Source organism: Amphritea atlantica, assembly GCF_018860855.1.
Classification (GTDB): domain Bacteria; phylum Pseudomonadota; class Gammaproteobacteria; order Pseudomonadales; family Balneatricaceae; genus Amphritea; species Amphritea atlantica_A.
The window spans coordinates 228,270-240,864 of record NZ_JAHKQE010000030.1; the positions used below are offsets into that span (position 1 = coordinate 228,270).

Below are 12,595 nucleotides of genomic sequence, written 5' to 3' on the forward strand. Positions count from 1 at the left end.
CTTACTTACCTTGAAAGCTGGGTGTTCGTTTTGCCATAAAAGCACTAACACCTTCACGGTAGTCTTCTGTTTGTCCGGCCAGCGTTTGCAGGTCGCGTTCAAGGTCTAACTGCTCATCAAAGCTGTTGTTGGCCGAGGCGTGTAGCGAGCGCTTGATCAATGCCAGACCTTTAGTTGGCTGGGTGGCTAGTTGTTTTGCCATGGCAAGTGCCGCGTCTTTCAACTCATCCGCTTCATAGGTTTTCCAGATCATGCCCCATTGCTCAGCCTGTTCGGCAGAGATCTTATCGCCCAACAGTGAAAGCGCCATCGCACGGGGTAAACCTACTGCGCGAGGAAGTGTCCAGGTGCCGCCGGAATCCGGAATTAGGCCGATTTTACAGAACGCCTGAATAAAGCTGGCGTTCTTCGAGGCCAACACAATGTCGCAGGCCAGCGCGATATTCGCACCTGCACCAGCAGCCACGCCGTTGACGGCACAGATGACGGGCATCTCCAATGATGTTAGCGTACGAATCATCGGGTTGTAGTTCTTTTCAATTGACTCACCTAGGTTCGGTACCTCGGCATCAGGATCAACTGCGCGATCGCTAAGGTCTTGTCCTGCACAGAAACCACGCCCGTTACCGGTAATCAGCAGGCAGCGTACAGCGGCATTAGTTTTGGTTTGTTTTAGCGCATCACGGACTTCTGTGTGCATCTGACCGTTAAAACTATTCAGACTGTCTGGACGATTAAGTGTCAGAACGGCAACGCCTTCAGTAATCTCAAATTCAATATGTTGGTAAGCCATTGGATTATTTCCCCTTAAATTCTGGTCGGCGTTTTTCCATGAAAGCAGCAATGCCTTCACGTCGGTCATCTGTGGCCGCAAGCAGAGTGAATGCTTTGCGCTCCAAATTGAGACCGGTTTCTAATGTCGTTTCATAGGCTTTTAGCAGTGATTCTTTTGCTAAACGAACCGCTAATGGTGGTTTTTTGGCGATCGTTTTAGCGAGTTTTAATGCTCGGTTATAGCTCATTTCAGGAATGGTAACTTCGCTGACTAAACCAAAGTCGCGAGCTTGTTCGGCGGAGATAAACTCCCCGGACAGCACCAACTGCATCGCCATTGATTTACCCACCGTGCGCAATAGTCGTTGGGTGCCACCGGCGCCAGGAATAATACCGAGGTTTATCTCAGGCTGGCCAAACTGGGCATTGTCACCGGCAATAACGATATCGCAATGCATCATCAGTTCGCAGCCACCACCGAGTGCAAAGCCGTTCACTGCGCCTATAATCGGTTTGGGATATTGGGCAATACGACGCCAGTAAGTGGGGCGAATATCATTCATGACGCCAACGGTGTCCAGCTCGGCCATCTCTTTGATATCAGCGCCAGCGGCAAATACTTTTTCGCCACCGGTAATGACCACCGCTTTAATACGGTCATCGCTAATAGAGGCATCGAGTGTATCGGCAAGTTCTTTTAATAGATTATTGCACAGCGCATTTCGCGCGGCAGGGCGGTTGAGGGTAATGGTCATTACACCGGACTCTGGTTCGCTGACCAGAATATCTTGATAATCGGACATGGCTTATCTCAGCATTATTGGTATCGACATGGGCTAATACAGCCAGTACAGACTCGCTACCGTTTATTATTGTTCAATTGTATCAGTCTTTAGGGTTACCGCTTAGGCGTGACCGGTAAAGGCTGACCATTCTCGTTATATTGTTGTGCTCTTCAGTATTCAGCCTGACGGTCTGCTTCAAATCAGTATCAGCAAAGGTTACCGTAAAAGCGCAAAGGGATACAAATATATTATCAATAAATTATCTTTTCGTATCACTTTCTTTAGTGTATCTTTTAACCTAAATCGATATTCGTTAGGCAGTTTAGATCAGGTTTGAGTAAATAATGCTTAAATGAAACCTATATTCTAAACTGTTTGAAACACAGTAAGCAGGCAGAACGCTGCTGAATAAGTGTAGTGCTTAGGATGTAGCGTTCTGCACAGAGATAACGCCTGCGGGCTGAACAAAATAAAGAGACCTTGTATGAGCCATACCCTGTTTGAGTTGCACAAAGCGAAACTTGATGCCGCACTGAATGCTATCCGTACCCGCGATTATTATAGCGCTTACCCAGAAAGTCCTAGCCCACGTAAATACGGGGAAACGGCTGATAAAGATGGCCAAGGGGCCTTTAAAGCGCATCTAAATACGTCATTTAAATTGGATATGCCGGGAATCACTGGCGAAGCGGGCAGTGAAGTCTCTCCTTATGGCTTTGATCTGGGTATTAAGTATCCCACCGTTGATATTGATGTGTTGTTGCCGGCGATGAATGAAGCCCGTAAAGCTTGGCGCGATATTGGTGTTGATGCACGTACCGGCATCTGCCTTGAAATTCTTAAGCGCATTAACCAGCGTAGCTTTGAAATGGGTTACTCCGTCATGCACACCTCGGGGCAGGGGTTCATGATGGCCTTTCAAGCCGGTGGTCCACATGCTCAGGACCGAGGTCTGGAAGCGATCGCTTATAGTTATGATGCGATGACTCATACTCCAGGCGCTGCTACTTGGACAAAACCGCAGGGTAAACATGATCCATTAGTGATGGATAAGACCTTCACGGTGACTGGGCGCGGTGTAGCACTGGTGATTGGCTGTTCTACTTTCCCGACTTGGAATACCTATCCAGGTTTGTTTGCCTCATTGGTAACCGGTAATCCGGTCATTGTGAAGCCGCACCCAGCGGGCATTCTACCGGCAGCTCTGACCATTCAAATTGCTCAGGAAGTCCTTAGCGAGCAGGGTCTACCACCCTATATCGCTTCAATGGTGATTGATGCGGATCCATCGCAGCCATGCACTAAGACTTTGGCGCAACGGGAAGAGATCCGTGTAATCGACTTTACCGGCAATACGGCTTTCGGTGACTGGTTGGAACAGAACTGTCATCAAGCCGTGGTGTATACCGAAAAGGCCGGTGTGAATACGATTATTATCGATTCCACTGATAACTTTAAAGGGATGATTCAGAACCTCTCATTTACGCTGAGTCTTTATTCTGGACAAATGTGTACCACACCGCAGGATATCTTTATTCCCGCCGGTGGTATTGAGACAGATCAGGGGCACAAAAGCTTTGATGAGGTAGCTGAGGCGCTGAGCACGGGTATCACGCGTTTCCTCTCGGACCCTGAACGCGCTGCGATGGTGTTAGGTTGCATTCAGGCTGAGGTTACCGATCAGCGTGTCGATAGTGCCCGTGAACTGGGTGAGCGGGTCGGCACGATTGTGCGTGAATCTGATCGTCCAGAAAACCCTTGGTTTAAAGAGGGGCGGATGCGTAGCCCGCTACTGATCGCTGTGGACGCCGATAAAGAAGATGCTTATATGGAAGAGTTGTTTGGTCCTATTAGCTTCTTGGTTCGGACTGACAGCAATGCCCACTCAATCGAACTGGCGCACAAAGCGGTTAAAAATCATGGTGCCATTACCATGGGTTGTTACTCAACCAGCGAAGCGGTACTTGATCAGATAGAAGAAGCGGCACTGGATGTGGGTGTTGCGCTTTCTATTAACCTGACCGGTGGTGTGTATGTTAACCAGAGTGCTGCGTTTAGTGACTTCCATGCGACCGGCAGCAACCCTGCGGCGAATGCGTCACTGTCCGACTTAGCCTTTGTCGCTAACCGTTTCCGTGTTGTTCAGAGCCGTAAACACGCCTGAATAGATTGAATGTAAGGTTGATGCCCAGCCGATTCGCTTTGTTGAACAGGGATCGGCTGAGTGTTAGAGATGGCAGTGTGCTATTCCTGACCGGTATCCTGTGACAACCGGATTGATTGAAAAGAGTGTTTTATGAGCTACCAGTGTATTCTGACGGAAGTTAAGCAAGGGGTCGGAATTATTACCCTAAACCGGCCTAAGGTGATGAACGCCCTCAATGCGATGCTGTGTCGTGAAGTGGGCGAGGCGGTCGATTGTTTTGAAGCCGATGATAGTATTGGCTGTATCATCCTGACCGGCGGTGATCAGGTGTTTGCCGCGGGTGCTGATATCAAAGAGATGAAAGACCAGTCTTTTCCTGCGTTGCATGCCAGGAATTTCCCTTATATTCAGCGTGATTGCTGGCGCGCAATTGAAGATGCTCGCAAACCCATTATTGCTGCTGTCGCAGGATTTGCCCTCGGAGGCGGCTGCGAAATGGTCATGGCGTGCGATTTTATTATTGCGGCTGATAATGCTAAGTTCGGTCAGCCGGAGGTCAGTATTGGCACCATGCCGGGTGCGGGTGGTACGCAGCGTTTGACCAAAGCGGTCGGTAAAGCGAAGGCGATGGAAATGTGTCTGACGGGTCGAATGATGGATGCCGAAGAAGCTGAGCGGTCAGGTCTGGTCGCTCGTATTGTGTCAGCTGATGCTCTAGCTGAACAAGCACTCAAAACCGGCGCGAAGATTGCGTCCATGTCACGTCCTACGATTATGCTGATTAAAGAGAGTGTAAACATGGGAGTTAGTTGCTCCCTTGATGATGGTTTGCGGTTTGAGCGGCGGGCATTTGAGGCGACATTTGCCTTTGATGATTGCTCCGAAGGTATGAATGCTTTTGCTGAAAAGCGTAAACCGGTGTTTAAAAATAGGTAAACCTGCTGATTGATGGTGCTGCATCATTAAATCGCGATAAAGCCGCCGAGTTCTACTTTGGCGGCTTTTGTGTTTCTGTCATAAAGGTATCGTTTCAATATATCGACTGCTTTAAACGTCTATATTTTGAAATTGAATATAGCGATCGAATATAGAGTTTATAAATATAGAGTTTATAAATATAGAGTTTATATGATGAAATTATTAGGAAAAACCGCTTGGGTTACCGGCGCTAGTTCGGGAATTGGTCAAGCAACGGCCCGCCTATTGGCTGCTGAAGGTGCTGACTTGGTGATCAGTGCTCGACGGGAAGATAGGCTACAACAGTTAGCCGATGAGTTGCGCGCAACGGGACGTGAAGTCTGTATTGCCCCTGTCGATGTTTCCGACCGGCAAGGTATGCAGCGGGTAGGTGAGCTGATTACTGCTCAGGGTGGAGTCGACATCCTTATCAACAATGCAGGGACCATGCCGATCAGTCCGTTCATAAACGGTCGAGTCGATGAGTGGGAGCAGATGATTGATACGAATATTAAAGGCGTTTTATATGCCATTCACGCAGTCTATCCTGGGATGGCAGAGCGCAAGCAGGGACATATTGTGAATATTAGTTCCGTTGCTGCGCGTTTGACTTACCCTAGTGCTGGGGTTTATGCCGGTACTAAACATGCGGTTAGAGCTATCTCTGATACGCTGCGTAAAGAGGCTATTCGTTATGGCGTGCGGGTGACCGATGTTCAGCCGGGCGCTGTCTCTACGGAGCTACCGGACAGTATCGTGCATGACAAAATTCGGGCCGCTGTGAAAGAGAATATGTATGGCGAAGCAGTGGCCAATCTAAAGCCTGAAGATATTGCTAACGCGATACTTTATGCCGTTACTCAGCCTGCGCACGTGGATGTCAGTGAACTGCTGATTCGACCCACGGTACAGGAAAGTTAACTCGTCGTGGATTAGTTTAAAACCATTTTAAATCCATGGTTATCTTTATTGCGCTGTTAACGTAAGATCAACCTCTAAGTTCTACAATTAACAGCGCTGGATAAATATTGTGTATAAGCTACTTATTTTTGACTGGGATGGCACCATTATCGACTCTGCTGCGCGGATCATTTCCAGTATGCAAAAGGCGGCTCGGGACCTTGAACAGCCTGAACTGTCCGATGAGGCGGTACGTAATATTATCGGTTTAGGTTTGCCTGAAGCCATACGAATGCTGATTCCCGGTGTCGACGATAGCCTGATTGCTCCACTTCGCGACCGTTACGGTCATTACTACCTCGAAGCCGATGATACGCCCACTGAGTTGTTTGACGGGGTGGAACAAACGCTGATCAATCTGAAGCAAAAAGGTTATCGGTTGGCTGTTGCTACGGGTAAAAGCCGTCGAGGGCTGGATCGTGTCTTTGACCAAACAGGTCTTGAATATCTGTTTGAAACCTCCCGTTGTGCCGATGAAACCACGTCAAAGCCGCATCCTCACATGCTTGAAGAGATCCTTGCTGAAACGGGTTTGAGTCCTGCAGAGGCGGTAATGATCGGAGATACGGAATTTGATTTGGAAATGGGTGTCAGAGCGGGTATGGATACGATTGCCGCGAGTTATGGCGCGCATCATATTGATCGATTAACCCCGTATAACCCTGTATTGGTGATGCATCGCTTTGTTGAACTGGAAAACTGGTTAGTGCAGGCTTCCGGCCAACCTTCGTAATATCGATATAATTTAAGCTAGATAATGTAAGGAGAACCAAGTGGGCTCAAATCCCTGGGAAGCTGAAGATAACAAGGATAGTGAAAGCGTTAAACCGCCAGAACATAAAACCAAAGAGTGGCGACTCATAGAACGGACAATGATGGGGCTGCAAAAAGAGCAGCGTAGTGCCCGCCGTTGGGGCGTATTTTTTAAACTACTCACCTTTGGTTATCTGTTTGTCATTTTAGGCATCTATCTTTTCGCGGATAGTTTTACGCCTGACCTCGATGAGGGTGGTGAACATACGGCAGTGGTGCAAGTGAAGGGGGTGATCGCGGATGGTGAAGACGCCAGTGCCGATAAGATTATCTATTCACTGCGAAAGGCATTCGATGATGATAACGCTAAAGCGGTTATTCTGAGAATCAATAGTCCCGGTGGTAGCCCCGTTCAATCGGGTTATGTTTATGACGAGGTGAAGCGCTTACGGTCATTGCATCCCGAGAAAAAAGTTTATGCAGTCATTCTCGATATTGGTGCTTCTGGTGCCTATTACATTGCCGCTTCGGCTGATGAAATCTACGCGGATAAAGCCAGCTTGGTTGGCTCCATTGGGGTGGTGTCATCCGGATTTGGTTTCGTGGATCTGATGGAGAAAGTGGGTGTCGAGCGACGCAACCTGATTGCCGGTGAGAATAAAACCTTCCTTGATCCGTTCTCTCCTTTGGAAGAGAAGGATCGTGCCTTTTGGCAGACCGTGCTGAATACCACTCACGCGCAATTTATCGACCAAGTGCGTAAAGGGCGTGGTGATCGGCTGAAAGAGAATGACCAACTGTTCAGTGGCTTGGTCTGGACCGGTGAACAAGCATTAGAGCTAGGCTTGATCGATGGTCTAGGTAGTAGTAGTTCAGTGGCGCGGGATCTGGTTGGTGCCGATAAGCTGGTCGACTACTCACCAAAAGGTACACCGCTAGAGCAACTGATTGATCGTTTAGGCGTTAGCTTTGGTAAAACCATTGCCACTCAATTAGGGCTGAATAATTCAGTACAGCTGCGTTAAGCACGCAATGATAAGTTCAAGGCCGCTACAGCAATGTCGCGGCCTTTTTTGTCGAAAATCCGTAGAGGAATGAATCGCACCGGTGGTGCAGGTAGGGTGGTGCGATACACAGCTTACCGGTGGTGCGGTTCGCAAAGCTCACCAGCCCCTACGACAATCATTGTGCCGGGAACGATACGGTAAATATTCACAACGAAAATCTCGCGTAGGGTGCGGTGAAGAATGAACCGCACCGATGGTGTAGGTAGGAACGAACCGCACCGATGGTGCAGGTAGGATGGTGCGATACACGGCGTACCGGTGGTGCGGTTCGCAAAGCTCACCAGCCTACGACAATCATTGTGCCGAGAACGATGCGGTAAGCATTCACAACGAAAATATCGCGTTGGATGAGGTGAAGAATGAACCGCACCGATGGTGTAGGTAGGTACGAACCGCACCGATGATGCTGTAGCGACTTACAAAAGAACCTAAATCAGCATTAAAACCATCATGAAGTTCGCTTAACATAGGTCGTTGGATAGCTGTCTCATTAATTTTGAACAATCGTTCATAAATAGCTTGATCGACTGTTCAAGTATGGCTATAGTTCTCTCACTGAATATTATTAAGAGAAATATAGGCCTGCCATGAACAAAGACGCGTCTGAAAGATCTGTATCAACTTCGCAAGTGATGTCTGACAACACTTTTAGACTGCAGTTTTTACTCATGGCGGCTATCCTCGGATTAGTGGCGGGGGTTGTTTTTATTATCATTCAGCCACTATTTGGCATGGATACACTCACGAGTCGCCATGCCGCTTTTTATCAGCAATTAGGTGGCTGGGGTAGTGTGCCAGCGATTATGATTGCCTGGACTGCCCATTTACTGGTGTCTATTTTTTACGGCTTGTTGTGCGGTATTTTGCTGTTAAGCACCCGGCGGTTAGCGTTGATTATCCTGGTCACATTTCTGTTTACATGGATCACAACAGTGATCGCACCACCGGCTAACGCGATGATCGTACAGTTAGTTTCGTTTCAACAGCTTCATGTTGAAAAGCTGCCGCCTTTGAATTTCAGTCTTGACGTTAAGTTTTTATTACATTTGGTCTTTTTTGCTGCGATCAGTTTTGTCTTATACCTCTATGCTAAAAAAGTAAAATAGTAGAGAGAATACGGTTAAAGCAGCTCGATTATTCTTGGCTGATCCGATAAATAGTTAGCTATGCTGATTCTTTAAGTACGATGTATAGCTGACGTAATGATAGCGAAAGGTGACTTATGAAACAGACTACGATTTTGTTCGATATAAACGAAACGGTTTTGAATTTAAATGTTTTAAGGCCTAAGTTTAAGTCAATATTTGGCGATGAATGTTATACCGATACCTGGTTTTCTATGTTGTTGCATGCCTCGACTGTGTCGATGATCACCGGCGTAAAGACTAATTTCGCCACCTTGTCTAAGATTATGCTTGAAGCCCTCGCAGGGAAAAAAGGTATAGAGTTGTCGAGCGATCAAATTGATAGCGTTGTCGGTGGTTTTTCCAGCTTGCCCGCACACCCTGATATAAAAACAGCGTTAGCTTCACTGCGCTCAGCAGGATTCCGTTTAGTGGCGTTCTCCAATTCATCACTGAATTTAATTAATAATCAAATTCATAATGCAGGGCTCGATAGCTATTTTGATGAGCTTATCAGTGTCGAAGAAGCGGGCACCTTTAAGCCTAGCCCTGCGGCATATGAATTTGTCGCCAGTAAACTGGGGCAACCGAAGGCGAAACTGCGACTCGTGGCGACCCATGATTGGGATATCCATGGTGCAATGAGTGCCGGTTTGCAGGGTGCTTATATCGATCGCTCTGGTGCGCCTTATCATCCGCTCTATATCAAACCCGATATTGATGCTTCAACCATGGATGATATTGCCGCGAAAATCATTGCGACAGACGATTAATATTTATAGCGACCTTATGCTTTGAGTTAGACCGTTCAAAATAAATAAAACCATCAATGGTAATAGGATAATAAAATGATTAAGTTTTACTTTCACCAAACGCCAAACCCGATGAAAGTTGCTTTGTTTCTTGAAGAAACGGGTCTTCCATATGAATTAGTGCCCGTTGATACCATGAAAGGCGAGCAGCATACGCCGGAATACCGTGCGATCAATCCTAACGGTAAAACCCCTGCGATTGAGGATGATGGTCAGCGTGTATTTGATTCTAATGCCATCTTGATGTATCTATCTGAAAAAACTGGGCTGCTGGCTGGTAAAGCGGAAGATCGCGGTGAAATGTTGTCTTGGTTGATGTTTATCGCCTCAGGTTTAGGTCCATTTTCGGGGCAGTCGGTGCACTTTAGACATAAAGCACCTGAGCAGGTACCTTATGCCATTAACCGTTATCTGCGTGAAGCTGAACGTCATTACGAAGTGCTTGATGCACATATGGAAGGCCGGGAATTTATCGTTGGTGATGAGTACTCAATCGCTGACATCTCTGCCTGGGGTTGGATTGATAAAGCGGCGCCTGTATTGGGTGGCGATGGTTTAGATAGCTACCCCAATCTCAAGCGTTGGTTTGCTAGTATCAATGCGCGCCCTGCGGTAGAACGTGCCCGTAACATTGATAACGATATTGAATTTAAGTCTGATTTTGATGACGTGGCGGCTCGCGCGCTTTTCCCACAAAATTTTGCTAAAAACACTTAATAACGTACGGAGTGATGAGAGTGGAAAACCAATACATCCCACCCAAGGTTTGGGTTAATGATACAAGTGGTGCTAATAAGTGGGCTAATATCAATAGTCCTGAATCGGGTGCTAGATTCGAAAAAACATTGCCAATTGGTGAGCACTCTCTTCAGCTTTACTCTCTTGCTACGCCCAATGGTCAAAAAGTAACCATTATGCTTGAAGAGCTATTGGCGCTGGGTATTAAAGATGCAGAGTATGATGCTTTCCTGATTAATATTGGGGAATCGGATCAGTTCTCATCAGGATTTGTGGCGGTTAACCCAAATTCGAAAATCCCTGCTTTACTGGATAAATCTGGTGATGAAGCGGTTAACGTATTTGAGTCAGCCTCTATTCTGGTTCATCTTGCCGAGAAGTTTGGTCAATTTCTACCTAAGAGCGGCGCGGCACGCACGCAGACCTTTAATTGGTTATTCTGGGCGCAAGGTTCAGCTCCATTTTTAGGCGGTGGGTTTGGTCACTTTTATGCTTACGCGGATGAAAAGCAAGAATATCCCATCAACCGCTTTGCGATGGAAACAAAGCGTCAATTGGATGTTTTAGATAAGCAACTGGCAGATAATACCTTTGTCGCGGGTGAAGAATACACCATTGCGGATATGGCTATTTGGCCTTGGTATGGCAATTTAGTCTTAGGTAATTTGTACGATGCTGCAGAATTTCTGCAAGTTGATTCTTATCGTCATGTTGTCCGTTGGGCAAAAATGTTGGAGCTCCGTGAAGGTGTTGAGCGTGGCCGTATCGTCAATCGTTCTTGGGGTGAAAGCTGGGAACAGCTTCCTGAACGTCATTCGGCTGAGGATATTGATAAAGTCTTGGCGTTAAAACCAGCGTAAGCCGTTTTAAATTCTCCTGCAGTGGGTGCCTGTCATCCACTGTACCGCTTTTCTTGATGGTTGCTCATTGCTCAATCTGATTATCGATAACAGTGAGCATTACTCAATAAACATGACCACCTGTCAATTGCCTAACCAAGAGTCTTTATATGAACGATAAGATTAAGCTAGATATTATCTCTGATGTGGTATGTCCATGGTGCATCATTGGCTATAAGCGGTTAGAAGCCGCTATTAATGAGCTAGATCTGCAAGATAGGGTCGAGATCGAATGGCAACCCTTTGAGCTAAACCCCGATATGCCCGCTGAAGGCGAAGAGCTGCGGGCCCATGTGCTGCGTAAGTACGGTGCCACGCGCGAAGATAGTGACAACGCACGCGCTAATATCACAGCCCTTGGTGCGGAGTATGGTTTTGAATTTAACTACTTTGAAGAAATGAAGATAGTTAACACTCGAGATGCTCACCTATTGTTAGATTTTGCCCATGAGCAGGGGGTGCAGCATGCGTTAAAACAACGGTTATTTGCCGCGTTCTTTAGTGAGCATAAAGATGTATCCGATCGCTCCCTATTGTTAGCTGAGGCCGAGAGTGTGGGATTAGAACGAGAAGCCGCTACATTGGCGTTAGATGATATCGAACGCGCTGATCGAGTCATGAATTTAGAGCAGCAGTGGCAGCGGCAGGGAATTTCTGGGGTGCCAACGGTAATCTTTAATCGTAGCAGCGCACTGACTGGTGCACACCCGCAGAGCACTTATAAAGAGGTGCTACGCGAACTAGCCGAGCAGTAGTTTTTGATATGACGGGCATCACTGTCAGGCGAGTTAGGCCAAATCAGGCGAGCAATATTGTCTCATGATATTGGCTCCCAGTGGTGCTCAATGGTCGGGCATTGGGTAGCGTCTGTTCGACCTGTTTCAGCAGCCTTGTTACATTGCTATAAATCCATTGCCATCTCGATAATCGAGCTGCTTATCAAAGCTGAATCTTAACTTTTGCGCCGTTATATCGAACGTTGCTATTTTATTGTCATTCTAGATAACGAAGTAAGCCTAACTTAACGTTTAAAGTATCAGGCGGTTGAGCCGCTCATTGTTTCTGCGCAACCCCTGCACTCTTGGTTGATTTGAGCCAATATTCCTCTGTTATTTTTACGCTATTCAAAACAATGACTTGTGGTCATATTAATAGCGTGAAAATCAGTGCATTATGCTCCTATGTATGATCAAGCGGGATGCTTACTAACGAGTATCCTCTGATCTGTTAATGATGACTGTTTTGAGGAAGACACATGAATCTGGATAAAGCGAGAAGCCGCATCGCCAAGCAGGTTAAGAAAGTATCTAAAGGCTATCCGACGATTGCGATAAAGTATTTCGGTACTGCTACAGATTGCGCCACGCAGGTTATGGTTGAGTTTGTAGCAGAGGAGGGCGCGCAGCCACAATCCCAGATTTTTGAAGGTAAAACGGATGTGCGAAAAGATGAGGTGATTCAAACAACATTGGTGAAAATCATTGAAAGAGCTGATGCGAACACCGTGACTGAAGCGACGGAGGTTGCGCTGCTAAAGTAACAGCGTGAATGCTAAATTGATCGCGGCGGCTCTAAATGAG

General features: G+C 47.0%; 13 protein-coding genes. 11 read left to right on the forward strand and 2 right to left on the reverse strand.

Annotated elements, in window-relative coordinates; translation table 11 throughout:
- Position 1: 1 nt before the first annotated feature.
- On the reverse strand, positions 2 to 793 hold the full coding sequence (paaG, locus tag KO512_RS14375) for a 2-(1,2-epoxy-1,2-dihydrophenyl)acetyl-CoA isomerase PaaG (RefSeq protein ID WP_215953041.1): 792 nt from the start codon (positions 791 to 793) through the stop codon (positions 2 to 4).
- Between the two features lie 4 nt (positions 794 to 797).
- Positions 798 to 1,577 (reverse strand): 2,3-dehydroadipyl-CoA hydratase PaaF, encoded by a 780-nt coding sequence (gene paaF, locus KO512_RS14380; protein WP_215953042.1) that lies wholly within the window; start codon positions 1,575 to 1,577, stop codon positions 798 to 800.
- Positions 1,578 to 2,043: 466 nt separating this feature from the next.
- Between paaF and paaN the strand changes: the two genes are divergently transcribed.
- From paaN to KO512_RS14435, 11 genes are all read left to right on the forward strand, one after another.
- Positions 2,044 to 3,723, forward strand: coding sequence for a phenylacetic acid degradation protein PaaN (gene paaN / locus KO512_RS14385; protein ID WP_215953043.1), 1,680 nt, complete (start codon positions 2,044 to 2,046; stop codon positions 3,721 to 3,723).
- 132 nt (positions 3,724 to 3,855) lie between these two features.
- On the forward strand, positions 3,856 to 4,641 hold the full coding sequence (locus KO512_RS14390) for an enoyl-CoA hydratase-related protein (protein ID WP_215953044.1): 786 nt from the start codon (positions 3,856 to 3,858) through the stop codon (positions 4,639 to 4,641).
- Positions 4,642 to 4,833: 192 nt separating this feature from the next.
- Complete coding sequence (locus KO512_RS14395; protein WP_252735029.1) at positions 4,834 to 5,583, forward strand: SDR family oxidoreductase; 750 nt, start codon at positions 4,834 to 4,836, stop codon at positions 5,581 to 5,583.
- Positions 5,584 to 5,692: 109 nt separating this feature from the next.
- Complete coding sequence (locus tag KO512_RS14400) at positions 5,693 to 6,355, forward strand: HAD-IIIA family hydrolase (RefSeq protein ID WP_215953045.1); 663 nt, start codon at positions 5,693 to 5,695, stop codon at positions 6,353 to 6,355.
- A 40-nt stretch (positions 6,356 to 6,395) separates the two neighbouring features.
- Complete coding sequence (sppA, locus tag KO512_RS14405; RefSeq protein ID WP_303492303.1) at positions 6,396 to 7,400, forward strand: signal peptide peptidase SppA; 1,005 nt, start codon at positions 6,396 to 6,398, stop codon at positions 7,398 to 7,400.
- 629 nt (positions 7,401 to 8,029) lie between these two features.
- Positions 8,030 to 8,548, forward strand: coding sequence for a hypothetical protein (locus KO512_RS14410; RefSeq protein ID WP_215953046.1), 519 nt, complete (start codon positions 8,030 to 8,032; stop codon positions 8,546 to 8,548).
- A 116-nt stretch (positions 8,549 to 8,664) separates the two neighbouring features.
- Positions 8,665 to 9,339, forward strand: coding sequence for a haloacid dehalogenase type II (locus KO512_RS14415; RefSeq protein WP_215953047.1), 675 nt, complete (start codon positions 8,665 to 8,667; stop codon positions 9,337 to 9,339).
- Positions 9,340 to 9,414: 75 nt separating this feature from the next.
- The gene (locus KO512_RS14420; protein ID WP_215953048.1) at positions 9,415 to 10,095 is read left to right on the forward strand and encodes a glutathione S-transferase family protein; all 681 of its coding nucleotides are present in this window, start codon (positions 9,415 to 9,417) and stop codon (positions 10,093 to 10,095) included.
- A gap of 14 nt (positions 10,096 to 10,109) precedes the next feature.
- Complete coding sequence (gene yghU / locus KO512_RS14425; protein ID WP_215953049.1) at positions 10,110 to 10,976, forward strand: glutathione-dependent disulfide-bond oxidoreductase; 867 nt, start codon at positions 10,110 to 10,112, stop codon at positions 10,974 to 10,976.
- 149 nt (positions 10,977 to 11,125) lie between these two features.
- The gene (locus tag KO512_RS14430; protein WP_215953050.1) at positions 11,126 to 11,770 is read left to right on the forward strand and encodes a DsbA family oxidoreductase; all 645 of its coding nucleotides are present in this window, start codon (positions 11,126 to 11,128) and stop codon (positions 11,768 to 11,770) included.
- A gap of 500 nt (positions 11,771 to 12,270) precedes the next feature.
- Entirely contained in the window at positions 12,271 to 12,555 is a 285-nt protein-coding gene (locus KO512_RS14435) for a hypothetical protein (RefSeq protein WP_215953051.1), read from the forward strand.
- Positions 12,556 to 12,595 lie beyond the last annotated feature (40 nt).

Coding starts and splice junctions, on each gene's coding strand:
- paaG (WP_215953041.1), bottom strand. CDS start 793: ATGGCTTACCAACATATTGAATTTGAGATTACTGAAGGCGTTGCCGTT.
- paaF (WP_215953042.1), bottom strand. CDS start 1,577: ATGTCCGATTATCAAGATATTCTGGTCAGCGAACCAGAGTCCGGTGTA.
- paaN (WP_215953043.1), top strand. CDS start 2,044: ATGAGCCATACCCTGTTTGAGTTGCACAAAGCGAAACTTGATGCCGCA.
- KO512_RS14390 (WP_215953044.1), top strand. CDS start 3,856: ATGAGCTACCAGTGTATTCTGACGGAAGTTAAGCAAGGGGTCGGAATT.
- KO512_RS14395 (WP_252735029.1), top strand. CDS start 4,834: ATGATGAAATTATTAGGAAAAACCGCTTGGGTTACCGGCGCTAGTTCG.
- KO512_RS14410 (WP_215953046.1), top strand. CDS start 8,030: ATGAACAAAGACGCGTCTGAAAGATCTGTATCAACTTCGCAAGTGATG.
- KO512_RS14415 (WP_215953047.1), top strand. CDS start 8,665: ATGAAACAGACTACGATTTTGTTCGATATAAACGAAACGGTTTTGAAT.
- KO512_RS14420 (WP_215953048.1), top strand. CDS start 9,415: ATGATTAAGTTTTACTTTCACCAAACGCCAAACCCGATGAAAGTTGCT.
- yghU (WP_215953049.1), top strand. CDS start 10,110: ATGAGAGTGGAAAACCAATACATCCCACCCAAGGTTTGGGTTAATGAT.
- KO512_RS14430 (WP_215953050.1), top strand. CDS start 11,126: ATGAACGATAAGATTAAGCTAGATATTATCTCTGATGTGGTATGTCCA.
- KO512_RS14435 (WP_215953051.1), top strand. CDS start 12,271: ATGAATCTGGATAAAGCGAGAAGCCGCATCGCCAAGCAGGTTAAGAAA.